General features: G+C 45.3%; 25 protein-coding genes and 1 riboswitch. Of the genes, 14 read left to right on the forward strand and 11 right to left on the reverse strand.

Annotation, left to right across the window (positions count from 1 at the left end; all coding sequences use genetic code 11):
• The coding region (locus AZ46_RS22265) for a hypothetical protein (protein WP_029282719.1) at positions 1-196 on the forward strand (196 nt) is incomplete at its 5' end.
• Positions 197-248: 52 nt separating this feature from the next.
• The gene (locus AZ46_RS00010; RefSeq protein WP_029282717.1) at positions 249-1184 is read left to right on the forward strand and encodes a manganese-dependent inorganic pyrophosphatase; all 936 of its coding nucleotides are present in this window, start codon (positions 249-251) and stop codon (positions 1182-1184) included.
• 45 nt (positions 1185-1229) lie between these two features.
• Here the strand turns inward: AZ46_RS00010 and AZ46_RS21125 are convergent, their stop codons facing one another.
• The 6 genes from AZ46_RS21125 to AZ46_RS00040 form a co-directional block, all read right to left on the reverse strand.
• A complete protein-coding gene (locus AZ46_RS21125) occupies positions 1230-1364 on the reverse strand; it encodes a YjcZ family sporulation protein (RefSeq protein ID WP_081870098.1) in 135 nt (44 codons plus the stop codon).
• Between the two features lie 189 nt (positions 1365-1553).
• Positions 1554-1739 carry a hypothetical protein gene (locus AZ46_RS00015; protein ID WP_029282716.1) on the reverse strand — a complete coding sequence of 62 codons (186 nt, stop codon included), beginning with the start codon at positions 1737-1739 and terminating at the stop codon, positions 1554-1556.
• Between the two features lie 317 nt (positions 1740-2056).
• Positions 2057-2926 carry an SDR family oxidoreductase gene (locus AZ46_RS00025; protein ID WP_029282714.1) on the reverse strand — a complete coding sequence of 290 codons (870 nt, stop codon included), beginning with the start codon at positions 2924-2926 and terminating at the stop codon, positions 2057-2059.
• Between the two features lie 136 nt (positions 2927-3062).
• Positions 3063-6476 (reverse strand): methionine synthase, encoded by a 3414-nt coding sequence (gene metH, locus AZ46_RS00030; RefSeq protein ID WP_029282712.1) that lies wholly within the window; start codon positions 6474-6476, stop codon positions 3063-3065.
• Positions 6469-8322, reverse strand: a complete 1854-nt coding sequence (locus AZ46_RS00035; RefSeq protein WP_029282710.1) for a bifunctional homocysteine S-methyltransferase/methylenetetrahydrofolate reductase — start codon at positions 8320-8322, stop codon at positions 6469-6471. Before AZ46_RS00035 ends, metH begins: the two co-directional genes overlap by 8 nt.
• An 85-nt stretch (positions 8323-8407) precedes the next feature.
• A riboswitch (SAM riboswitch) is annotated at positions 8408-8508 on the reverse strand.
• A 161-nt stretch (positions 8509-8669) separates the two neighbouring features.
• Complete coding sequence (locus tag AZ46_RS00040; RefSeq protein ID WP_029282708.1) at positions 8670-9161, reverse strand: YajQ family cyclic di-GMP-binding protein; 492 nt, start codon at positions 9159-9161, stop codon at positions 8670-8672.
• A 99-nt stretch (positions 9162-9260) separates the two neighbouring features.
• Here AZ46_RS00040 and AZ46_RS00045 point away from each other — a divergent pair, with 99 nt between their 5' ends.
• The 4 genes from AZ46_RS00045 (at position 9261) to AZ46_RS00065 (ending at position 14439) form a co-directional block, all read left to right on the forward strand.
• On the forward strand, positions 9261-10118 hold the full coding sequence (locus tag AZ46_RS00045) for a CvfB family protein (protein ID WP_029282706.1): 858 nt from the start codon (positions 9261-9263) through the stop codon (positions 10116-10118).
• A gap of 143 nt (positions 10119-10261) precedes the next feature.
• Positions 10262-11167 carry a nuclease-related domain-containing protein gene (locus AZ46_RS00050; RefSeq protein WP_029282705.1) on the forward strand — a complete coding sequence of 302 codons (906 nt, stop codon included), beginning with the start codon at positions 10262-10264 and terminating at the stop codon, positions 11165-11167.
• 649 nt (positions 11168-11816) lie between these two features.
• Positions 11817-12776: a BMP family lipoprotein gene (locus AZ46_RS00060; protein WP_029282700.1), complete on the forward strand. Its 960-nt coding sequence runs from the start codon at positions 11817-11819 to the stop codon at positions 12774-12776.
• Positions 12777-12786: 10 nt separating this feature from the next.
• Positions 12787-14439, forward strand: a complete 1653-nt coding sequence (locus AZ46_RS00065; RefSeq protein ID WP_029282698.1) for a methyl-accepting chemotaxis protein — start codon at positions 12787-12789, stop codon at positions 14437-14439.
• Positions 14440-14483: 44 nt separating this feature from the next.
• Here the strand turns inward: AZ46_RS00065 and AZ46_RS21130 are convergent, their stop codons facing one another.
• Positions 14484-14615: a DUF3941 domain-containing protein gene (locus AZ46_RS21130; RefSeq protein WP_081414021.1), complete on the reverse strand. Its 132-nt coding sequence runs from the start codon at positions 14613-14615 to the stop codon at positions 14484-14486.
• 55 nt (positions 14616-14670) lie between these two features.
• Entirely contained in the window at positions 14671-15531 is an 861-nt protein-coding gene (locus AZ46_RS00070; protein WP_029282696.1) for a DegV family protein, read from the reverse strand.
• A gap of 204 nt (positions 15532-15735) precedes the next feature.
• Between AZ46_RS00070 and AZ46_RS00075 the strand changes: the two genes are divergently transcribed.
• Together AZ46_RS00075 and AZ46_RS00080 are read left to right on the forward strand one after the other, a co-directional pair.
• The gene (locus AZ46_RS00075; RefSeq protein WP_029282694.1) at positions 15736-16578 is read left to right on the forward strand and encodes a YitT family protein; all 843 of its coding nucleotides are present in this window, start codon (positions 15736-15738) and stop codon (positions 16576-16578) included.
• A 12-nt stretch (positions 16579-16590) separates the two neighbouring features.
• On the forward strand, positions 16591-17070 hold the full coding sequence (locus AZ46_RS00080; RefSeq protein ID WP_029282692.1) for a BsuPI-related putative proteinase inhibitor: 480 nt from the start codon (positions 16591-16593) through the stop codon (positions 17068-17070).
• Between the two features lie 85 nt (positions 17071-17155).
• Here the strand turns inward: AZ46_RS00080 and AZ46_RS00085 are convergent, their stop codons facing one another.
• The 3 genes from AZ46_RS00085 to AZ46_RS00090 all read right to left on the reverse strand — a co-directional run bounded on the left by AZ46_RS00085 (position 17156) and on the right by AZ46_RS00090 (position 18588).
• Complete coding sequence (locus tag AZ46_RS00085; RefSeq protein ID WP_029282690.1) at positions 17156-17515, reverse strand: DUF3813 domain-containing protein; 360 nt, start codon at positions 17513-17515, stop codon at positions 17156-17158.
• Between the two features lie 3 nt (positions 17516-17518).
• Positions 17519-17668 (reverse strand): hypothetical protein, encoded by a 150-nt coding sequence (locus AZ46_RS22105; RefSeq protein ID WP_168713755.1) that lies wholly within the window; start codon positions 17666-17668, stop codon positions 17519-17521.
• A gap of 107 nt (positions 17669-17775) precedes the next feature.
• The gene (locus tag AZ46_RS00090) at positions 17776-18588 is read right to left on the reverse strand and encodes a Cof-type HAD-IIB family hydrolase (RefSeq protein ID WP_029282688.1); all 813 of its coding nucleotides are present in this window, start codon (positions 18586-18588) and stop codon (positions 17776-17778) included.
• A 140-nt stretch (positions 18589-18728) separates the two neighbouring features.
• Here AZ46_RS00090 and AZ46_RS00095 point away from each other — a divergent pair, with 140 nt between their 5' ends.
• From AZ46_RS00095 to AZ46_RS00120, 6 genes are all read left to right on the forward strand, one after another.
• Entirely contained in the window at positions 18729-19508 is a 780-nt protein-coding gene (locus tag AZ46_RS00095; protein WP_029282686.1) for an alpha/beta fold hydrolase, read from the forward strand.
• A gap of 50 nt (positions 19509-19558) precedes the next feature.
• Positions 19559-19867 carry a metal-sulfur cluster assembly factor gene (locus tag AZ46_RS00100; RefSeq protein WP_029282683.1) on the forward strand — a complete coding sequence of 103 codons (309 nt, stop codon included), beginning with the start codon at positions 19559-19561 and terminating at the stop codon, positions 19865-19867.
• A 140-nt stretch (positions 19868-20007) separates the two neighbouring features.
• A complete protein-coding gene (gene argC, locus AZ46_RS00105; protein ID WP_029282681.1) occupies positions 20008-21042 on the forward strand; it encodes an N-acetyl-gamma-glutamyl-phosphate reductase in 1035 nt (344 codons plus the stop codon).
• A 12-nt stretch (positions 21043-21054) separates the two neighbouring features.
• The gene (gene argJ / locus AZ46_RS00110) at positions 21055-22281 is read left to right on the forward strand and encodes a bifunctional ornithine acetyltransferase/N-acetylglutamate synthase (protein WP_029282679.1); all 1227 of its coding nucleotides are present in this window, start codon (positions 21055-21057) and stop codon (positions 22279-22281) included.
• Positions 22282-22291: 10 nt separating this feature from the next.
• Complete coding sequence (gene argB, locus AZ46_RS00115; RefSeq protein WP_029282677.1) at positions 22292-23071, forward strand: acetylglutamate kinase; 780 nt, start codon at positions 22292-22294, stop codon at positions 23069-23071.
• Positions 23068-24225: an acetylornithine transaminase gene (locus AZ46_RS00120; RefSeq protein WP_029282674.1), complete on the forward strand. Its 1158-nt coding sequence runs from the start codon at positions 23068-23070 to the stop codon at positions 24223-24225. Before argB ends, AZ46_RS00120 begins: the two co-directional genes overlap by 4 nt.
• The last annotated feature ends 155 nt before the right edge of the window (positions 24226-24380 follow it).

Here is a 24380-nt window from a genome sequence, read left to right on the forward strand (position 1 = left end):
CCCGCAAGCGCAGCGAGGAGGCTCCAGGCACTCCCCGCGGAAAGCAAGTGACTGGAGCGCAAGGGAACGGGTATATCTTGAATTCATTTATGAAAACAGCCAGGCTCCCGTTCCTTCCCGCGGTAATCCTGAAGCGAAGAGGAACGGGTATAATCAAAAACAACAATCCATTAAAGACATTTTTCTGTTAAAATAAGAGAATGTATGCTGAATTCAGCAAAAACAGATAGAATAAAGGAGTTTTTCAGATGGAAAAAGTATTGATCTTTGGTCATAAAAACCCGGATACAGATACGATTTGCTCTGCAATTGCGTATGCTGATCTTAAAACAAAGCTTGGCATGAACGCAGAGCCTGTCCGCCTTGGAGAAATCAACGGCGAAACAGAATTTGCTCTGAATACATTTGGAGTTGAAGTCCCTAGACTGATCGAAACAGCTGCAAATGAGACAAGCCAGGTCATTTTAGTCGACCATAACGAACGCCAGCAAAGCGTCAGTGACATTGACCAGGTTCATGTCCTTGAGGTCATTGACCATCACCGCATCGCTAACTTTGAAACAAGCGATCCGCTTTATTACCGCGCGGAGCCTGTAGGATGCACAGCTACAATCCTGAACAAAATTTACAAAGAGAACGGCGTGAGCATTCCAAAAGAAATTGCGGGCCTTATGCTTTCTGCCATCATCTCTGATTCATTATTGTTTAAATCACCGACCTGCACAGAGCAGGATGTAGCAGCTGCGAAAGAACTTGCTGCTATTGCCGGCGTTGATCCGGAAGTATACGGACTTGATATGCTGAAAGCAGGTGCTGACCTCAGCGGCAAAACAGTATCTGAACTCATTTCTCTTGATGCAAAAGAATTCTCAATGGGCGATTACAAAGTTGAGATTGCACAGGTAAATGCGGTAGATCCTAACGACATTCTTGTTCATAAAGAAGAAATCGAAGCCAAGGTTTCAGCTGTTATCGCTGAAAAAGAATTGGACTTGTTCGTATTTGTTGTAACAGATATCTTAATCAACGATTCCGTTGCAATTGCCCTTGGCCGTGAAACACGCGCGGTTGAACAGGCATACGATGTTAAGCTTATTGATAACATGGCGGTGCTTAAAGGCGTTGTTTCCCGTAAAAAACAGATTGTACCTGTTCTTACAGAAGTATTGACAAACGCACTTTAAATTTCATAAGAAAAACGGCCTGCACCGCAGGCCGTTTTATTGTTTTTAGCAGTAGCCAGGTCCAGGACCATAACCAGCGCCGCCGACAAAAGAAGCACCAATGATAATCAGCAAAATAAACAATACGATAATTAGCGCGAATCCATTATTGTATCCGCCGCCGCATCCATCTTTACTCATGGTTGTGTCTCCTCCAATCATGAAATCGTGAGCTTTTCTCTTGCTCAAATTTAGGGTATGCGGAAGGGAGAATTATGTTAGCCTATTTATCTGCTGCACACTGATCTCTCTGACGGAGAGAAAGCGGAGAGATATTGGAGAAACAGCACAAAAAAGACCGGAGAAAAAGATCTCCGGCCTTGAATTCAGCTACTTATTAAATAAGCTTTTGACGCCGTGGAAAATTAAAACGAAAGAAAAAACTAAGATTGCTAAAACGCCAACGACTGTCGTAAAAGGTGCTAGGCTTGCAAGGAATGTTCCGGCAAGCGGAAGTTCAACTAGAGCAAAGCCTGCAAGAATGGCTGCAAGGAATAAGAAAATTAATCGATCCATCATTATCCCCTCCTTCCTAATACAGTATATGTAAGCGTTTTCTTAATAGTATAGGTCACATGCACATTTTCTTTAGAATCCATAAAATATAAGCACAAAAAAAGCCCGTTTTTCATACGGGCTTTCTCTGCTGGCGGTAAACTTATGAGATTTTTGTAATTGTCAGGTCTAAACCAGCGATTCCGCTTTTCGTGGTGTCCAGCTCCATCAGCCAACTCCTCCGTCAGAACAAAATCCCCCAAAAAGGCGGGAACCGGACTTTTTGGGGGATTTCTTTTCTGCCTGTCAGGTCTAAACGGTCGGCTCCGCTTTTCTTATTAACCGTTTATAATCTTCCCGCCATTCACATGAATCATCTGTCCGGTGATGTAGCTTGAGTCGCTGCTTGCAAGGAATACATAGCTTGGTGCAAGTTCATCAGGCTGTCCGGGGCGTCCCATTGGCGTATCCGCGCCGAACTCTGAAACTTTTTCTGCATCAAACGTTGAAGGGATAAGCGGTGTCCAGATTGGACCAGGAGCTACTCCGTTTACCCGGATGCCTTTTTTCACAAGAGACATGGAAAGGGATCGTGTAAACGTTGTAATAGCGCCCTTAGTGGCCGAATAATCAATCAGCTGTTCGTTTCCTGCATAAGCTGTGATGGATGACGTGTTGATGATGCTGCTTCCCTGCTTCAGGTGGGGAAGGGCTGCTTTTGTCATATAGAAAAAAGAGAAAATATTGGTTTTGAATGTGCGTTCAAGCTGCTCTTTTGAAATTTCCTCAATACCGGCCTGCGGATGCTGCTCGGCCGCATTGTTGACAAGAATGTCTATTTTACCGAACTTGCTGACGGTTTCGTTTACGACCTGTCCGCAGAAAGCCTCGTCTCCGATATCTCCGGGAATAAGCAGGCACTGTCTGCCTTCCTGCTCCACAAGGCGCTTTGTTTCATTTGCATCATCATGTTCATCCAAATAGGAGATGACAACATCTGCGCCTTCTCTTGCAAAGTGGACGGCAACTGACCGCCCGATGCCTGAATCACCGCCTGTGATGATCGCTGTTTTATCCGAAAGCTTTCCGCTGCCTTTGTATTGATGGCTGTCAAACTCGGGTTTAGGATTCATCTGATCTTCATGCCCGGGCTGCACATCCTGATGCTGCGCAGGCATCGTTTTTTTTGTTTGGCTGTTTTGACTCATTTACAATCCCTCCAGGTTTTTATCAAGTTTAGTATGGTGAAAAATCCGATAAGTATGTTGGATATGCTGTTTATATTCCCTGTCAGTCCTTGATAAAACACTTGTTTTTGCGCAAAAAAAAACTGAGACAGAAGTCTCAGTTTAAAACGTTGAAATAACGTGCTTCAGGATGGGCAACGACTATGGCTGTAACAGATGCTTCAGGTTCCATCATGAAGCCTTCTGTCAGATTCACTCCAATGTCTTCAGGACGTATCAGATCAAATAATTTGGCCTGGTCATCAAGGTTTGGGCAGGCCGGATAGCCGAATGAAAAACGCTGGCCCTGATACTTGGCTGAAAAGCGCTGATCCATTGTGAAATCCGGAGGATCAGGGAAGCCCCACTGATCACGGATCAGCTGGTGCGTCCGCTCGGCAAGACCTTCAGCAAGCTCAAGGGCGAGTGCCTGAACAACATGGCTTTTCAAATAGTCGCCCTGTTCCTTAAATCGGTTTGCAATCTCTCTGACTTTCTTTCCTGCCGTAACAGCAAAGAAGGATACATAGTCTCTTGTGCTGCTTTCAGGTCGAACGTAGTCAGAAATGCAGCGGTGCGGCAGTTTTGACTGTCTTGGAAAATCAAAGGTCTGCAGCTTTTCTTCTGTTTCCGGATCCAGAATGTGCAGAGAATTTCCCTCTGATACAGCAGGGAAGAACTGATAAACCGCAGCAGGTTCAAACCATTTTTCCGCTTCTCCCTGCTTCAGGAGCACATCAATGGTTTCTTTTAGAGCAACCGCCTTTGGATCATTGTTTTTCAGCATTTCCTTTACTTTTCCCTTGAGGCCGAGGTGATGGCCGATCAGCATCTGCATGTTGATATAAGGGATGAGGTGCTGCAGATTGAAATCTTTAATGATATGGCGTCTGCAGTCCTCAGGCACAAAAACAGGGGACGGTGCAAGCTCTGCTCTTTTTTCAAGCAGTTCTGTCACTGCGGCAGTCGGTTTCTTTTCAGAAAACTGTTCAGACCGCACTTCTTTCTTTTTAAACTGGGCCGGGTCGACTCGGATTCGGTTTGCAAGTGAAAGGCCGTCCATCGCATCCTTGGCATACACCACCGGTCCGCTGTATTGCGGAGCAATCTTTCCGTCTGCAAACTTTCTGGAAAGGGCAGCGCCGCCGACCAGGATCGGAACAGAAATGTCAGCTTCACGCAGATCCTGTGCGGTCAGAACCATTTGCTGGGCTGACTTCACAAGCAGGCCTGAAAGTCCGACAATATCCGGTTTCTCTTTTCTGACAGCTGTAATTAAATCCTGCGGGGTCACTTTAATTCCGAGATCCACTACTTTGTAGCCGTTGTTGCTCAGGATAATATCCACAAGGTTTTTCCCGATATCATGCACATCGCCTTTAACCGTTGCAAGCAGGATTTTTCCTTTTCCGCTGTCATCCTTTTTCTCCATATACTGCTCTAAAAAGGAGACCGAAGCTTTCATCACTTCTGCACTTTGAAGAACTTCGGCGACGATCAGCTGGTTTGTATTGAACAGCTCTCCGACTTCAGCCATTCCAGCCATGAGCGGACCGTTAATGATATCAAGAGGTGCATCATATTCCTTAAGGGCGATTTCAAGGTCTGAAATCAGTCCTTCTTTTGTGCCCTCTACAACATATTGGGCGAGACGCTGCTCAAGCGGGAGGGACTGTACAGGTTTTTTGGCTGTCTTTTTCTTTCCCCGGTAATGATTTGTAAAAGCGGCCAGTGTTTCGTCATTTGTGTTAAAAAGAAGAGTCTCCGCCATTTTAACTTCTTTTTTCGGAATGGAAGCAAAACGCTCAAGCTTTTCCGTGTTGACAATCGCATAGTCGAGACCCGCCTGTGTACAGTGATACAAATAGACGGCATTCAGCACTTCGCGTCCTACAGGCGGAAGCCCGAAGGATACGTTGCTGACGCCAAGCATAGTAAGACATTGCGGAAGGCGCTCTTTAATCAGGCGGATGCCCTTAATCGTTTCTTCAGCAGAACCAATATACTGCTCGTCTCCTGTGCCCACAGGGAAAACGAGGGGATCAAAAATAATATCTGACGGACTCAGGCCGTGCTTTTCAGTAAGCAGTTCAAACGAACGGACCGCAATATCAAGCTTTTCCTCAGCTGTAAGAGCCATGCCCTTTTCGTCTATGGTTCCAACAACAACGGCGGCACCATATTTATGAATCAGCGGAACAACTGCGTCAAAGCGTTCTTCGCCGTCTTCCAGGTTAATCGAGTTGATGATGACTTTTCCCTGGGAATAAGATAGTGCTTTTTCAATGACAGCTTCATCGGTTGAATCGATGACAAGCGGCGCCTTTACTTTTTTGGTCACTTCTTTTATGAATGCTTCCATATCTTCAAGTTCATCGCGGTCAGGGTCTGCAAGACAAATATCAATGACATGTGCTCCGTTTTTGACCTGTGCTCTTGCAATTTCAGATGCTTCTTCAAATTTCCCCTCGGCAATCAGACGCTTAAATTTTCTTGATCCAATAACATTTGTCCGTTCCCCGACAAACAGGGGTCTCATGGAGTCGTCATAAATAAGCGGATCAATACCGGAAACGGTATGTGCCGGATCACGTTCCGGGACGGTGCGGGGATTCAGTTCGCTGACTGCATCTGCGATAGCCGTGATATGTGCGGGTGTGGTTCCGCAGCAGCCGCCGACAATATTGAGCCAGCCCTGTTCCGCAAAACCTTTCACTTTCTGCGCAAGCGAACGCGGTGATTCATGATATTTTCCTTCCTCATCAGGAAGGCCGGCATTCGGATAACAGCTGACAGCTGTATGAGCCATTCCGGACAGGGTCCTGATATGGTCTGTCATAAACTCAGGCCCTGTCGCACAGTTCAGGCCGACAGAAATAGGCTTCATATGTTCAAGAGAAATAAAGAAAGCTTCAATGTCCTGTCCGGCAAGGGTCGTGCCCATTGGCTCAATCGTGCCTGATACCATAAGGGGAATTTCTTTTCCGGTCTTTTCAAACGCACGCCTGATACCTAAAAAGCCAGCTTTTACATTCAGCAGGTCCTGGCTCGTTTCAAGGAGAAGCAGATCGGCTCCGCCTGCAAGCAGTCCAAGTGTCTGTTCTTCATAGTTTTCAATCAGTTCCTCGAATGTGGCTCCTCCCGTTACAGAGAGCGTTTTTGTTGTCGGTCCCATTGAACCGGCTACAAAGCGGGGCCATTCGGATGTTGAGTATTTTTCAGCTGCTCTTTTCGCAATTTCAGCCGATTTTTTATTCAGTTCGAAGGCAAGGTGCCCAAGATCGTATTCATCCAGAACGATTTTCGTAGCTCCGAACGTATTTGTCTCAATAATATCTGCTTTTGCTTCAAAATAAGCTTCATGGATCGATTGAATGACCTCAGGTGCAGTTATAGTCAAATATTCGTTGCATCCTTCGTAGGCTTCTCCGCCGAAGTCATCTGCAGAAAGATTTGCGTCCTGAATCATGGTGCCCATCGCCCCGTCAAGAACGAGGATTTTTTTCTCAAGCTGTTTTCTTATATCAGACATGCGTAATCTTCCTTTCGGTGGCCTCAGACTCTTTTTTATGGATATAATTCGTTAGCTCCACTGTCAGTTCATAATTCAAAAACGGTGTGATCAAGTAAATGCCGTTGAACAGATCAAACGCAGCATCAATCAGGTTTTTGGCAATGGCCAGACCCTCCTGATAGGATTTTTCCTTATCATCTCCGGCATTGGCCATTTTTTCGCGGATGCTGTCAGAGAGGGTGATGCCAGGTATCTCATTATGAATAAATTCAGCATTCCGGCTGCTTGTGAGCGGCATAATGCCGATATAAACGGGTACAGTTAAGTGTTTTGTTTCTTCATAGACATCAATCAGCTGTTTTTCGGAATAAATCGGCTGGGAGATAAAATAATCAGCTCCGCACGCCATTTTTTTCTCCAGCCTTTTGACGGCTTTATCAAGATACTTCACATTCGGGTTAAAGGCGGCGGCTACAGAGAAGTTCGTCTTTTCGCCAAGCGGTTTTCCTGAGTAAGAAAGCCCGTCATTAAATTGCTTAATCAGACTGATCAAATCAAAGGAAGAAAGATCATAAACAGAAGTTGCCCCCGGGAAATCCCCGATTTTGGACGGATCTCCTGTTATGGCTAAAACATCTGTTAATCCAAGGGTGTGCAGCCCCATTAAATGTGACTGCAATCCGATTAAGTTGCGGTCTCTGCATGTGATATGAATCAGTGAGCGAATCCCGTGAGTCTGCTGGACAATGGATCCCATGGCTGCATTGCTGATTCTTGGTGAAGCAAGGGAATTATCCGCAAGTGTTAAGGCATCGATTCCAGCCTCCTGCAGGGCCTTTGCTCCTTTCAAAAATTTATCAATCCCGAGCTTCTTCGGCGGGTCAAGCTCTACAATGATGGAGCGTTTTTCTTTGACAATATCCTGCAGCGGAGGATACTTTCTCTCTGCAGCTGAGGCAATAGAGATTTCTTCTTTCCTTGCTTTCACCTTCTTTTCAGTCACCGGAGGCAGTCCTTTAAGAGCAGAAGCCATTGCCCTGATATGATCAGGAGTCGTTCCGCAGCAGCCGCCTATTAATCTCGCACCCTGATTTCTAAAAGCAAGTGCGCTTTCAGCGAAGTATTTTTCACCGGATCCGTAAACAAGTCTGCCTTCCTCGATAGTCGGTAGGCTGCTGTTTGGATAAACGGACAGGAAGGCCTTTTCTGGAAGAGGAACTTCCTCCAGAGATGAGAGCATATGATACGGCCCAAGCCTGCAGTTCAGCCCGACAACATTCGCCCCGAGTTCCTCAAGCTGAGACAGGCCGTCAGAAAGAGGAGTGCCGTCCTGGAGAACGCCGATTTCATGGAGGGAAATGTTCGTTATGATCGGCAAGTCTGTTTCTTTTCTTGCAATCTCGAGAACGGTCTTCATTTCTTCAAGATCATAATACGTTTCAAGCAGGAGGCCGTCGGGTTCTTCGTTCAGCAGAAGATAGAGCTGCTCCCTGAAATTTCGCCGCAGGTCTTCTGGCGAATAAGCCCCCTTTTTAAAAGCACGGACCCCGCCGATTGTGCCGAGAACATAGGCTGAGGTGCCTTCCGCAGCTTGCTTTGCAATCTGCACAGCCTTGCGGTTAATGGCGCGCACCTCATCTTCAAGCCCGTATCTGGACAGCTTGATATAATTGGCCCCGTACGTATTTGTCTGAATGACATCAGCGCCGGCATCAAGATACGCCTTATGAACATTCAGGATGTCATCCGGTTTTGACAGGTTCAGTTCTTCAAAACACCGGTCCACACCGTGGGAATAAAGCAAGGTGCCCATTGCTCCGTCCCCGATCAGAATTTTTGTCTGCAAGTCTGTTAAAAGTGCCAAAGCTATAAACCTCCTAAAATACAGCTGATAATGGAAAAAAGAAAAAAGCCTTCCAAGAAGAAGACTTTTGAGTATGCGCGGCTTCTTCTTATCGTCCGATGGATGCATCGCTGGAATTAGCACCTTGGATTGCGCCAGGTTGCTGAAGCTTCGACGGGCCAGTCCCTCAGCTTCTCTAGATAAGAATCGAAAAATATGAAATTGGCTAAATGATATTATATCTAATTTACATGTTTTTTTCGGGAGATTCAAGTGCGAAAAGTAAAAGTTTTCTGAATTGATGAGGAATTCTTGCCCCAGTCCGGATAAAAAAAGACCCAGCAGGAAAAACTGCTGAGTCCTCTCGTTTATCTGAAATTAATGAATTGAACATCGATCGGCAGATCCGCACCGCGGACAGCTGCAATCACCTGCTGCAGGTCGTCTTTGCTTTTGCCGGTAACGCGGACCTGATCATCCTGAACCTGCGTTTTCACCTTAAGTCCTGCATTTTTTATGATCGCGTTAATCTTTTTCGCATTGTCCTTATCAATACCCTGGACAAGCTTTGCACGCTGGCGGATGGTCCCGCCTGATGCGCCTTCAATTTTTCCATAGTCAATATTGCGCGTCGCCACGTTGCGCTTGATCAGTTTTGAAATGAACACATCCTTCAGCTGATCCATTTTAAACTCATCATCAGAAACTAAAACAAGCTCCTCTTTTTCAAGCGTAATGCTGCTTTTGCTTCCTTTAAAATCATAGCGTGTGCCGATCTCTTTCATCGTCATCGTGATGGCATTTGTTACCTCAGGCATATCCACCTTCGACACAATATCAAACGAACTGTCCTTGGCCATAAGAATCCTCCCAAAAGTTTGTATTATCCTTAGATTATAGTAGAATGTACATGATATAACAACTAACGGCAGTTCAGCTGCAAAGGAAGGAACGAACAAATGAATCCCGGAACGTTTATGACGCTTAAAATAGATGAAAAAGTAGATTACGGATATTATTTAACAGATGGAGAAGACCGAGTGCTGCTTCACAAAACGGAAATCACTGAACCGATTGAAGAATTGGACGAGGTTGAAGTGTATCTGATTGTTGACCATGAAGACCGCCTTGCGGCAACGATGAAAAAGCCGACGATATCAGAAGACCGGTTCGGATGGGTAGAAGTAGTCAGTGTCAGGGAAGACATGGGGGCATTCGTCGACATTGGCCTTTCAAAAGATGCACTTGTCGACAACGATATTCTCCCGGCTTACGTCAGTGTATGGCCAAAAGACGGCGACAAACTCTACTGTTCCCTGAAAGTGACGAAAAACGGAAGATTCTTCACAAAGCTTGCAACGGAAGATGTCATGCAGGAAAACATCGTCCCGGCTGAAGGAGTTCGGAACAATCAGGCCGTTACAGGAAGAGTCTACCGAATCATCATTGCAGGAACTTTCATCATAACTGAAGAAGGCTACAAAGGATTCATCCACTCCTCCCAGCGCAAAAGAGAGCCGCGTCTTGGCGAACTTGTAACTGGACGAGTTGTTGATGTGAAAGAAGACGGCACCCTTAACGTTTCTCTCCTTCCGTTCAAACATGAGGCATTGGATGAAGATGCACAAGTGATCTGTGATTACATGGAAGAAAGAGGAGGAGCCATGCCCTTCTTTGACAAGAGCGACCCGGATGACATCAAAGAACGCTTCAACATGAGCAAAGGTGCATTCAAGCGTGCGCTCGGCTCACTCATGAAAGCAGGCAAGGTTTATCAGGAAGACGGCTGGACCTATTTTAAAAAAGAACAACAGTAAGCGCATATGCGTTTGCTGTTTTTTTATGGGCAAAATTTGATTTTGGGCTTTTGCCGGGAGGAGGGGAATTGTTTTATGATGGATTTGAAAAAATGAAATTGTCTTATGATGATACTTGAAAAATGAAAGGGGATGTTTATTAGTTGAAGGACTTAAAAGAAAACCGGGAATTGCTAGTATACCGGAGTTTGAACGCCAGATCCGTTTTGGATGAAGAAGCTCTCACCTGCTTGCGGCAGCTTGAAAAAGGGTTCCAGGGAGAAAAGTATTTTGAGCAGTGGCTTAAGGAGAATGGAGGGGATGGCATAGTGTTAAGCGATCTGCTCTTTGAAATTGGCGGATCTTTCGTACAAATTGATTCCCTGTTTATTAAACCTGATAAAATGTACGTGTTCAACGTAAAGAACTCGGAAGGTGATTACTTCGCAGAAGGAGAAAGGTGGTCGACCCCGGCCAAAAAAGAAATGAAAAACCCTTTGCTTCAGCTCAAAAGAAGCGAAGCCTTGCTCACTCGGCTTCTCCAGGACAAGACCATTAAGTTCTCCCTCGAACCATTCGTTGTCTTTGTAAATCCCCGATTCCACCTTTACAACGCACCTCTTGACCAACCCATCATTTATTATCCCCAGCTGAACCGCTTTGCGGAAAAACTCAATCAAAAGCGGGGCAAGTTAACCGGCTTTCATGACATGCTCGCGAAAAAACTTCTGGATTCGCATGTGGAAGAATATCCGTTTTTGAAGCTTCCGGGGTATGGGTTTGAGGGGCTGGAAAAAGGTATTATATGTCCTCAATGTCTATTGCTGTATACCCTCTTTAATAAAAGGAATTTTATATGCTCTAATTGTAAAACAACCGAACCGCTTCTACCTGCAGTATTACGGGCAATAGGAGAATTCAGGCTTCTCTTCCCGGAAAAGAGGATCACTACAGATCAGATTCATGAATGGTGTAAGTTTGTTTTATCAAAAAAGACAATACGAAAGATTCTGTTCGCGCATTTTAAACACATAGGGCGCGGGAGGTCATCTCACTTTGTAGATAAATAAGATTAGTGACATTGAAAAAAGGATTTTTCCGTTTGATGGTTCCGATCACAGAGATAAGTGCTGTCAAAAAAGAAAATCCGCTGCTTGATGGGTCCGATCTCGTAGATAAGTGCCATCAAAACAGAAAATCCTTAGTTTGATGGTTCCGATCACAGAGATAAGTGCCATCAAAACAGAAAATCCTTAGTTTGATGGTTCCGATCACAGAGATAAGTGCCATCAAAACAGAAAATCCTCCGTTTGATGGTTCCAATCTCGTTGATAAGTACCATCAAAACAGAAAATCCTCCGTTTGATGGTTCCAATCTCGTTGATAAGTACCATCAAAACAGAAAATCCACCGCTTGATGGTTCCGATCACGGAGATAAGTGCCATCAAAACAGAAAATCCTTAGTTTGATGGTTCCGATCACGGAGATAAGTGCATCAAAAGTAAAATCCACCGCTTGATGGTTCCGATCTCGTAGATAAGTACCATCAAAACAGAAAATCCACCGCTTGATAGTTCCAAACTCAGAGATAAGTACCACCAAAAAAATACCACCACTCAATACTCCCCCTTAAACCCCCCTTCCCCACCAAAAAAATAAACTTTCACCAAAACCCGTCGATAACCTCCTAGTAGAACTATTTAAGGAGAGAGACATCAATGAAAAAAATACTGATCATGATAGCGTCCTGTATGCTGCTTGCCGCCGGGTGCGGGAAGAGTGAGGCAGTCAGCAGCGCGGATCAAAAAATAAAAGTGGGGATTATGCTCTCGGATGTGGGGCTTGGGGATCAGTCCTTCAGTGATTCGGCGTTTGCGGGTCTGGTCAAGTCCCGTGATAAACTTGGGATTCTGTTTGATTACCGGGAGCTCGAAAAAACGGGCACTTATGAAAAAGGACTTACCGAGCTTGTTGAAGAGGGGAATGATCTTGTCGTTGGACTTGGGTTTATGGTTCAGGAAGATTTAGAAAAAGCGGCAAAGAAGTTTCCGGAACAGCAGTTTATGCTGATTGATGCGGTTTCCGAGCTCGAAAATATTACGTCCGTTACTTTTAAAGAGGATGAAGGGAGCTTTCTCGCCGGAGTTGTTGCAGCGATGGCTACAAAAACAAATACAATCGGTTTTATCGGCGGCGCTGATGTTCCGCTTATAAACAAGTTCGCTGACGGATTTGCAGAAGGGGCAAGAACGATCAAGCCTGAGATTGTCATCTACACGGAGTATGCAAATGATTTCGGGAATGACATCAAGGGCGGGGTAATGGCAGACAGCATGATCAAGAGAAAGGCGGATGTGCTTTATGCAGCAGCCGGTTTTACGGGCGCAGGTGTTTTAAAGGCCGCCCAGGACAGCGGGGTATATGCAATTGGTGTTGACAGTGATCAGTATTTTTATGCGGAAAAGGCTGTTGTGACGTCGATGATGAAAAATGTGGATATCGGCATTTTTCAGCTTCTGAAAGATTATGTGAAAAAACAGGAGCTTCCTGATGGGCATATTGAACTTGGTGTGAAGGATAATGGGGTTCAGCTGGCTCCGATCCGTGTACTGAGCCTGACCGAACAGCAGCAGAAAACGCTTGATCAATGGAAGCAAAAATTAGCAGAGAGCAACTAGGAGGATCACCGTGTCATTAAAGAAAAAATTATTGTTCAATTCTGTCGGCATTATCATACTTGCTACCTTTATGATTGGCTTTATCGTCTTTAACATGCTGATGATTCAAAAAACAAACCAGAATGAAGTTCCTGTGCTTTTGAACGTTGAAAAACTGCAGGGGGAGTTAAACGCATCTAAACAAAGCTTAAACAATTTCGCCTTTTCTCTATCCGATGCACACAAGGAGGAGGCGCTGCAGTCGCTGAACAGGACGGAAAAGCTTTTAGACAGCCTGAATCAGACCTTGCAGGATGAAAATGGGAAGAATGCTTTAAAAAAGGCATCAGCCAAATTCGATGAACTCAAGCAGAAAACGCTGCCTGCACTTGAAGAGAAAAATCAGGCAGAAGTGAAACGCCAGGCTGTTAGAGTGGACGGGATCTCAAATGATATTTATTTTGTGAATCTCCATGTTCATGACAGATACACCTTTATTCAAGAAGAAGTAAAGGGACAGATTGAGTTTGTCATTTTGTCGGCGGCCATTGGAACGGCCCTTTTAATTCTTGTTTCAAGTGTTCTTGTGATCAGAATGACTTCGTCGATTACGAAGCCACTAAAAAGCATGTCAGCACAGGCGGCGGCTATTGCACAGGGGAACCTTGCCGTGCAGTCTTTGACCTATAAGGGGAAAGATGAAATCGGGGCATTAAATGATTCGTTTTCAAGTATGGTAAATCAGCTGAAAGGGCTGATTCTATCCATTGACACTGTAAGCAAACAGGTCGATGGATTTGCTGAAACCCTTGACGGTGAAACACGTATCTTAAGTGAAATCAGTGGACAGGTCGTTTTATCAACAGATGAACTGTCTGCCGGCTCCCAATCGATTTCTTCTGATCTTCAGGATGCTGTTTCTCTGATTGAGCGGATGGATGCAGGCTTCAGCGAAAACGTCATCCGCTCCCAAAAGTCTGTAAAATTTGGAGAAGAAGCGGCAGGCGCTATTCAAGCGGGGCAGGGGGCAATCAGCACCCAGAGCGATTTACTTAAAGAAAATGGCGTCATTATGAATCTGATCAACCAGTCCACAACAACCTTTTTAGGCTATATGACGAAAATCGAAGATATGACGAAGGTAGTCTCAAGCATTGCCGATCAGACCAATCTTCTTGCGTTAAATGCAGCAATAGAGGCTGCCCGAGCAGGGGAAGCGGGAAAGGGATTTGCCGTAGTGGCAGCAGAAGTCAGAAAGCTTGCAGAAGAATCTACGAATGCCACCTCCCAAATCTTTGAAATGGCAAGCCTGATGCAATCCGGTATTGCAAACATTTCTGAATCTGTAGCAAAAGGGGTTTCCCTTGCAGAAAAGCAAAAGACGGGCATGGACATCACGACACAGGCTTTTGATGCGATTGATGAAAAAATGAAGAATATTACCCTGGAACTGATTGGCCTTGAAGCAGGTGTGAATCACTCGAAAACACTAGGAGGGAATGTTCTGCAAAATGTTGAAAGCATCAGCGCTGTAGTGGAGGAAACGGCAGCGGGAAGCGAGGAAATTTCAGCTTCAACTGCTGAGCAGCTTGCTGCTTTTGAAAAAATGGCTGAAGGGGTTTCAGAGCTGAGAAAGCTGACCTTTGATCTCAAGCAAACAGTAACTCAATTTAAATTAAATTAAAAAAACAGCAGCGGATCCTCCCCCGCTGCTGTTTCCATTTCTGATTACAAGTGATCTGTTTTCTTAGAATATTGACGTTCGCCTTGTTGGCGGCTTTTTTCGCGCATCATGTTTTTTTCATGCTGCTTGGCATTGTTGTCTTTTGCTTTTTTGTCGTTATCGCTTGTATGGGACATCATCAAAACTCCTTTAAAAATGATACGTTTAGGATGCCCCCTGAGAAGAAAAATATTATGAGATCTGTTTGTTTAAGAAAAAGATGGCGATTGTGCCGGGGCCTGAGTGTGCTCCAACGGAACAGCCGACCGTGTTGATGTAGATTTCTTTAGGCTGGAATTCAGCCTGGATCATGGACTTGATTTCATTAGCGGAATCAAGGTCATCGCCATGGCTGATGCCGATTGTCTGATTGCTTAAGTCTGTGCCGCGATCTTTCATGATTTCGATGACACGCCGGAATACTTTTTTTCTTCCTCTGATTTTCTCAAGAGGAATCAGTTTTCCGTCCTCAACGTGCAGGAGAGGCTTTATGTTCAGCAGACCGCCGACAAATGCGGACGTTTTGCTGATGCGGCCGCCCCTTGCGAGATACTCGAGATTATCGACTGTGAAAATGTGTTCTGTATGCACGCAGAAGTCCTTTACAGACTCTGCGATTTCGTGTAGAGTTTTTCCTTTACCGGCGAGTTCTGCTGCGTATTTTACAGCAAGGCCAAGTCCCAGTGATGCACATTTAGAATCGATAATGACAAGCTCAAAATCTGGATATTCTTCTCGGACCTCATTGCCGATCATGACCGCAGTCTGATATGTGCCTGAAAGCTCTGAAGAAAAGGCTACATACAGAGCAGGCACTTTCTTTTGGGCAAGAGAGGTAAAGATCTCTTTGACATCCAGAGGGGAAATTTGCGTTGTTTTCGCGACTTTTCCTTCTCTCATTGCATCGTATACTTCCTTCGGTGTAATGGTCAGAAGGTCGCGGTAATCATGCTCATCAATATGTACGCCCAGCGGAAGCAGCGTGACTCCGTTCTTTTCGTAAAACTCAAGCGGCAGGTCGCTTGCGCTGTCTGCGAGGATGTGAACCGTCATTTTTGCACCTCATTTCACGTGATTTTTCCAATTTGCGTGAGAATAGTCTCATTTTGATTGATCTTATAGTAAAAGTAGCACTTAGCCAAATAGAAGTAAAGAACAACGAAAGCCCTGAAAGACAATATTTGTATTGGTCTGCAAGAAAAAAGGGTAAATCAGAAATACTATTAATATCTTATAGCCCGGGAGGATTTTCTGCAAATGGTTTATGAAGAAGTCAAAAAAGGAATAATTGTGATTTTCGGCGCGTTGCTGAACGCTGTCGGCCTTAACCTGTTTATGATTCCTGCGGATGTATACGCCAGCGGATTTACAGGGATTGCCCAGCTTTTATCAAGCGTTTTGATTGAATATACGCCGCTTAACATATCGACCGGGGTACTGCTGCTCCTGCTGAATATTCCTGTAGCGATTTTAGGCTGGCAGAAGGTAGGAAAATCATTTACGCTCTACAGTGTGCTGAGCGTCGCAGCGACAACCTTCTTTCTGTCGATTGTCCCGCTCTATCCGCTGTCTGAAGACATCCTGCTGAATGCCGTATTCGGTGGCGTGATTGTAGCAATCGGAGTCGGAATCACGCTTAAATACGGGGCATCAACAGGAGGTCTTGATATTGTTGCCATGATTCTTTCACGCATGAAAGACAAGCCCGTGGGAACGTATTTCTTCATTTTGAACGGAATCATCATCTTTACAGCCGGTTTGCTTTACGGGTGGGAAAAAGCACTCTATACCCTTGTCACTCTTTACGCTTCAACAAGGGTCATCGATGCGATCCATACCCGTCATGAAAAACTGACGGCCATGATTATCACGAAAAAAGCTGATGACCTGAAAAAGGCAATTCATGCTAAAATGGTAAGAGGCATCACGATGGTTCCTGCTAAAGGGGCCTTTACTAACGAACAAAAGGACATGCTGATGATCGTAATCACGCGCTATGAACTTTATGATTTAGAAAAAATCATTAAGGAAGTGGATCCAAAGGCATTCACAAACATTCTTCAGACAACAGGCATCTTTGGATTCTTCCGCAAAGAATAGGAGAAACGCGCAATGAAAAAACTTTTGTTCATTCTTGGCTTTTTGATTCTTGCAGGCTGCGGCCAAAGTGCTGAACAGCCGGAAGAAAAAGAACAAGCGGAAGAGGTGTCGGGTGATATGGAAGAAAAAGATGTCGAGCTTTCAGTTGAAACAAAAGAAGAATCAGGTGTTGTCCAAATCACCATGACGGTTAAAAACAACTCAGATGAAGAAAAAAACTTTGAATTCTCGTCCGGACAAAAGTACGAAATCATTATTACCGATCCGAACGGGGCAGAGGTCTACAAATATTCTAAAGGCAAAATGTTTACACAGGCGCTGCAGTATCTAACCATTCCTCCGGGTGAAAGCAAAACCTACCAGGAGACATGGGACATGAAATCAGCAGGAAGCCTGCAGGCGGGAGACTATACAGTAACCGCTCAGTTTGCCGGAAAAGCTGAAGGAGAAAAGCCTCTTCAGGAAGTCAAAACCTTTACAGTTTCAGAATAAAACGGCTGCGGTTTATCCGCAGCTTTTTTTGTTCTTTCAGCACTTAAAATCCCCGGAATACAGATTCCGGGGACCGCCATCATACCTACATGTTCTTCAGTTCATCCTGAAGTTCGCTGAGCTGTTTTTGCTCTGCCGGTGAAGCGTTGGCAAATGCGGACATAAGTGCATTTTCGGCTTTTGCTTTAGAATCTGCGTCTACGCTTTCGCCGCCATGCTGCTGAGCCCCGCCTTGCTGACCGCCATGCTGAGAGCTGTAGTTTTGATGTTCATTGTGATTTGCACCGTAGCTATGGGGTCCATTTTGCTGAGCTCCTTGCTGCGAGCTGTACTGATTTTCTTCAGAACGGTGTTCATGACCATGGTCATGACCCATTTTGCCGGTTAGAACTTCTCCGGCTTTTTCGACTGCTTTGCGTGCTGCCTGAAATAGTTGGTTACCCATAATTTAAAAGCCTCCTAAAGAGGATTTTTCTGCCATTTGAGCTTTGCGCTCTTCTGACTCAGCCATTGTTGTATGATAAGGGAAACGTTCATCATGTTTCGAAACGGAATCTTTACCTTGCTGAACAAAGCGTTTAGATTTATTACTGCTCATGCGAAATTCCCCCTAAGATGAATGGTTGACGCTGCTGCTGCGTCCTCATTATTTTGTCTCATGCGGAGGCGTTTTATGGATGGAAAACTTCACTAAAAAAAGACGCCTTACAGAGATAGGGCGTCTTTTAAGTATACGGCAATGCCGTCTTCTTCGTTTGTTTTCGTTTCGCGGTTTGCGACTTCTTTCAGTTTCGGGATGGCATTACCCATTGCCACTCCCTGTCCTGCGTATTCCAGCATTTCAAGGTCGTTGTCTTCGTCTCCGAAGGCAATAATTCTTTCTGCGGGAATCGAGTAGGAATCGGCAATGATTTTCAGGCCGACGGCTTTGTTCATGCCGCGCTTGATTAATTCGATGACGTGCCAAGGAGCTGCCCAGCGTCTGTGGTCAACAAGCTCTGCATGCACATCCGACAGATAGGTGCGGATGTTTTCCACTTCCTCTTCTGATGCATGAATCAGAATACTTGTCACATCATCACCGAGATTTTTGCGGAGATCTCCCACTGTAATGTCGGATGTATTCATTGTAAATACATCGAGTAATTTTTCGTCATGATAGTGAAAATAAACATGATCGATTATTTCGGCCAGGATGTTTTTCACGTTGTGCTTTTCACATACTTCAACAATCTGTTTGACAGTTTCCACATCCAGCGTAGTGTGAAAAGCTCCCCATTGATCGTCTTTCGGGTGATGGACAAATGCCCCGTTGAAATTGACAACAGGTGTATCAAGCTCGAGCTCTTCATAATACATGGAGCTTGCTCTGTATGGGCGGCCTGTTGAGATGCAGACGATATGTCCCGCTTCTCTCGCTTTTTTTAAGATTTCTTTTGAATAGGCAGAAATCGTTTTATCATCCTTTAATAAAGTACCATCTAAATCGAGTGCAATTAAATGAGGTAGTGTCGTCATAGAAGCTCCTTTATTTTATGATTGGAGGGACGGCTGAAAAACAAAGTCCCCTTACAGTGTATCTTTTTTCCAAGATTATTGTCTACATGTTACACTTATGTTTAGAAAAGAAAAGAAGTCTCAAAAAGGAGGTATACCTCATGATCGCTGTTGAAAAAATGACCATTGATGGAATTCCCGTCCTGCACATCGCAAGGGATGCGGATAAAAATAAAAAGACGCCGTTTGTACTGTTTGTCCACGGCTTTACGAGCGCAAAGGAACACAACCTTCACTATGCCTACCTTCTTGCGGAAAGAGGAATTCGCGTCGTTCTCCCTGATGCTCTTCACCACGGTGAACGAAGCGGAAAACTTCAGGGCACGGAGTTAAATATGCAATTTTGGAGCATTGTAATAAATGAGATCAAGGAACTCGATGTCATAAAGAGTCATTTTGAAAAAAACGGCCTGATTGATCCTGAAAACATAGGCGTTGCCGGAACATCGATGGGAGGCATCGTCACTCTTGGGGCTCTGACTCAGTACGAGTGGATCAAAGCTGCAGCAAGCCTGATGGGCAGCCCTTATTATGAGCAGTTTTCCCGTCAGCAAATACAATATGTACAAAAAATGGGCATGAAGGTCCCTCTTACAGATGAAGAGCTGGAGAAGCATTTTCTCAGCCTCCAGGAATATGACCTCAGCCTGCATACAGAAAAGCTTGCATCACGGCCTCTGCTTTTCTGGCATGGCAAAAAGGATAATGTGGTGCCGTTTGACCCGACATACACATTTTTCAAGGAAATTCAATCTGCTTATGAGACAAAACCGGAATATCTGAAATTTATTGCCGATACGAACGCCGATCATAAAGTATCGCGCGAGGGACTGATAGCAACGGTAGACTGGTTTGCTGATTTTCTTTGCGAAAGCAAATAAGTTTAGGCCGGTCACTTTGTCAGGTATACTAGATAAGAGGAGTGATAAAAATGGATGAAGCATTGAAAGAGAATATATATGGCGCGCTTGAGCTTGTGGTTGACCCTGAGCTTGGAGTCGACATTGTCAATCTTGGTCTTGTGTATGATGTTGACCTTGATGAAAATGGCACAGCGCTCGTCACAATGACATTAACTTCAATGGGATGCCCTCTTGCAGGCACGATTATCGATCAGGTAAAAGCTGCCCTTCGCGATATCCCTGAAATTAAAGAAACAGAAGTGAACATTGTCTGGAATCCGCCATGGACAAAAGACAGAATGAGCCGAATTGCTAAAATTGCTCTCGGTGTTCAATAAGATGTAAATCCCGGTCCTTTAAGGATCGGGATTTTTTTGATTAAAAATATATAAAAATACAATTGATTTTATTTTTATGCAGTATTATAATGGGTACTAAATCTCACATATGTACGATATAAATTAAAGGGTGATTTCAATTGAAGGTAGGTATAATAGGTGCTACAGGCTACGGAGGGAATGAGCTATACAGGATTCTCTCAAAGCATCCGCATGTAAAAGAATGTATTTTATATACATCATCAGAAGCGGAGAAGGCATACAGGGATTCTTATCCCCACCTGACTGACATCAGCGGGGAAAGCTTGACTGCCATTCACGCTTCAGGAATTGAGTCCGAGGTGGATGTCCTGTTTATGGCATCCCCTCCTGGTGCAGCGGCAGAGCTGCTGCCTGAGATCTGCACGGAAAAGGTAAAGGTTATTGATTTGTCGGGCGATTTAAGATTAAGAGATTCAAAGACTTATGAAAGCTGGTATAAACGAAAGGCAGCAGATCCGGCCATCACCCGGAAGGCGGTTTACGGGCTTTCTGAACTGAATAAAGACGCAATCAGAAAAGCGTCCGTTATCTCAAATCCCGGCTGCTTTCCAACGGCAGCAATCCTTGGCCTTGCGCCTGCGGTCAGCGGGGAATTAATTGATGAATCTTCTATTATTATTGATGCGAAAACCGGGGTTTCCGGTGCTGGACGCAAGCCTGGCGCCGGCGTCCATTATGCCGAGACAAATGAGAATTTCAAGATTTATAAAGTAAATGAACACCAGCATATTCCGGAGATTGAACAGGCTCTGTTAGAAATGAACAGCGCAGTAAAGCCTCTTACGTTTCAGACTCACCTTGTTCCGATGACTAGGGGAATTATGACGACCATTTACGCAGGTGCGAAAAGCGGAAGCTTAAAAGAGTGGCATGATCTCTATAAGGAGTTTTACAAAGATTGCTATTTTGTAAGAGTAAGGCCGGTCGGGGAATTTCCTTCAACTAAGGAAGTATACGGTTCAAACTACTGTGATATCGGAATTGCATTTGATGAAAGAACAGGCAGGATTACCGTTGTGTCTGTAATTGACAACTTAATGAAAGGTGCAGCAGGGCAGGCAGTGCAGAATTTCAACCTGATGAACGGGTTTGATGAAACAGCAGGTCTTGAAATGGCGCCGCTGTATCCATAAGGAGGCTTATCGATGCTAAAAGTAAAAGAGTCCGCTGGGATTCAGAAAATAGAAGAAGGTTCAGTCACATCACCGAAGGGGTTTAAGGCGGACGGAGTACATACCGGCTTGAGATATGCAAAGAGAGATTTGGGTGTCCTGATCAGCGAGGTTCCGGCAAGCTGTGCAGCAGTTTACACACAGAGTCATTTTCAGGCCGCTCCATTAAAAGTGACGCAGGAAAGCACAAAGGCAGAACAAAAGCTGCAGGCTCTGATTGTAAACAGCGCGATTGCAAATGCCTGCACAGGGGAGCAGGGGCTGAAAGATGCGTATGAAATGAGATCGCTGTGCGCGGAAGCATTCTCATTGAAAGAAGAATATGTGGCGGTAGCATCAACAGGTGTCATTGGAGAATTCCTGAAAATGGACTGCATCCGCAGCGGAGTAGGGGCCGTTTCTCCTGCAAAGCTTGGAGCATCTGCTTTTGAAGAAGCGATTTTGACAACAGACACTGTGACAAAGAAAACGGCCTATGAGATTATCGTCGGCGGAAACAAAGTAACCATCGGAGGGTGTGCGAAGGGTTCGGGGATGATCCATCCGAATATGGCCACGATGCTTGCCTTTATAACGACAGATGCAGCAATTGAAAGCGATGTGCTCCAAGGGGTTTTGGGCGAGCTGACGGATGTTTCGTTCAACCAGATTACGGTGGACGGGGAAACATCGACAAATGATATGGTGCTTGTCATGGCAAACGGCCTTGCAGGCAATGCTATGCTCACTCCGGAACATGAAGATTGGGATGACTTTAAGCTTGGACTGAAAAAGGTATGCGAAGATCTAGCAAAAAGCATCGCAAAAGACGGCGAAGGTGCAACAAAGCTGATTGAAGTGACAGTTGAGGGTGCTGCTTCAGATGAGGAAGCGAGAATAACGGCCAAGAAAGTCGTCGGATCAAGCCTCGTGAAAACAGCTGTTTATGGCTCTGATGCCAACTGGGGCAGAATCATCGGGGCAATCGGGCACAGTGATGCAAAAGTAAATCCAGAGGGGATCGGCATCTTTTTAGAAAGCCAGTGTCTTTTTCATAATGGCCAGCCGCAGGCATTTTCAGAGGAACTGGCGAAAAAAGCGCTGGAAAAAGAAACGGTTGCCATTCATATTGATCTCCGGGTTGGAAACGGTGAAGGAAAAGCATGGGGCTGCGACCTGACATACGATTATGTCAAAATCAACGCAAGCTACAGAACGTAAGGAGCGGATTATGGACAGAACAGTGGTGCTGAAATGCGGAGGAAGTACAGTGGATGAGCTGTCAGGTGATTTTTTTGAAAGCCTGCACGAGCTGATCAGTCATGGACACCGGGTTGTCATTGTTCATGGAGGCGGGCCAGCCATCAATGCGGCCTTAAAGTCAATGAATGTGCAGACGGAGTTTATCGGCGGCCAGCGGAAGACGACAAAGCAGGTTCTTGATGTAGCGGAAATGGTGCTTGCAGGACAAATCAACAAACAGCTGGTAAGAGCCCTGCAGCAGCACGGATTTAAAGCAGCGGGCATTGCCGGCTGCGATGGAGGGACTCTGACAGGAGAGCATCTGAATGAACAGGAGCTTGGGCACGTAGGCCAGATTACAGCCGTCGATGACCATCTTATTGAAACACTGCTGAAAGGCGGATATATCCCGGTCATCGCACCGCTAGCTAAAACAAAAGATCACGGCACGCTGAATGTGAATGCGGACACGGCAGCTGCGGCTGTAGCAAGTGCACTTGGGGCAAACCAGCTTCTGTTTGTCACAGATGTAGAGGGCATTATGAAGGAACAAGTCGTCATCCAGCATACAACTCCCGATGAAATAGCAGAAATGATCGGCACAGGCATTATCAGCGGCGGAATGATTCCAAAGGTCCAGGCTGCCATAAAATCACTTTCCCAAACGCTGAAAGAAGTGATGATCGTCAGCGGAAAGAGGAAGTTTGCATCTGAATCATCCATCTTTGGAACAAAAATAACTGCCGGCAAGGAGGCTGCATTAAAATGACTCATTTATTCCCTACATACGCCCGTTATGATGTTGAAATAAAAGATGCAAAAGGCGCGGTCGCAGTTGATCAGAATGGAAAAGAATACTTGGACTTTATATCCGGCATTGCCGTGTGCAATTTAGGCCATTGCGATGAGGATGTAAAAAAAGCTGTAAAACAGCAGCTTGATAAGGTATGGCACGTTTCCAATCTTTTTCAAAGTTCAATCCAGGAGGAAACAGCTCGGCTGCTTACTGAAAACAGTTCAGGAGATGCGGTCTTCTTCTGCAACAGCGGGGCAGAAGCGAATGAAGCGGCGATTAAGCTTGCAAGAAAGCATACGGGAAAGTCGAAAATCCTGACATTTAGACAGTCTTTCCACGGAAGAACGTTCGCGACGATGTCTGCGACCGGCCAGTCAAAGATTCATGACGGTTTCGGCCCGCTGCTGCCGTCGTTTGAATACCTTCCGTATAACGATTCGGAAGCATTGGAACAGATTGCCGGAGATGACTATGCAGCCATTATGCTTGAAGTGATTCAGGGAGAGGGCGGGGTCGTTCCGGCAGAGCAGACATTCATGAATGCAGTAAAAAAAGCCTGCACAAGACTTGGAGCCCTGCTGATTATTGATGAAGTGCAAACAGGCATTGGCCGGACAGGCAAGCCGTTCGCCTATCAGCATTACGGTGCAGACCCCGATATCATTACATCAGCCAAGGGGCTTGCCAATGGATTTCCGGCAGGGGCCATGATCGGGAAAAAAGAGCTGGTTTCCTCCTTTCAGCCAGGCTCACACGGAACCACATTCGGAGGCAATCCGCTTGCAATGGCAGCAGCCAAAGCAACACTTGAAAAAATCTTTGACCCTGTCTTCCTCGAAGACGTGAACAGAAAAGCTGAAAAAATGACAGATCTTTTGAAAAATGTCCTATCAGGTGCAGAAGAAGTGGAAGATATCAGAGGAAAAGGCTTCATGATCGGCATTCAGCTGAAACAGGAGGCAGCTCCCCTCATTGCAGAACTCCGGTTGAACGGGCTGCTTGCACTCCCGGCCGGACCGACAGTGATCAGGCTGCTGCCGCCGCTTACCGTAACAGATGAAGAAATGACTGCAGCTGCAGACATTATCGGAAAAACGTTGAGGAAAACGGCTGGAAGCTTGAGCTAGAACATTGGACTGGGATGGTGCCAGGCACCAAACAGGGGAGAAGAGTGCAATCAAAGAACAGAAAATCAGATTTGATGGCACTGAACATTGATTATAGTACCACCAACGAGCAGAAAATCAGATTTGATGGTACTGAACAGCGAGAATAGGACCAC

Origin of the sequence: Metabacillus indicus LMG 22858 (assembly GCF_000708755.2) — a bacterium.
Classification (GTDB): domain Bacteria; phylum Bacillota; class Bacilli; order Bacillales; family Bacillaceae; genus Bacillus_P; species Bacillus_P indicus.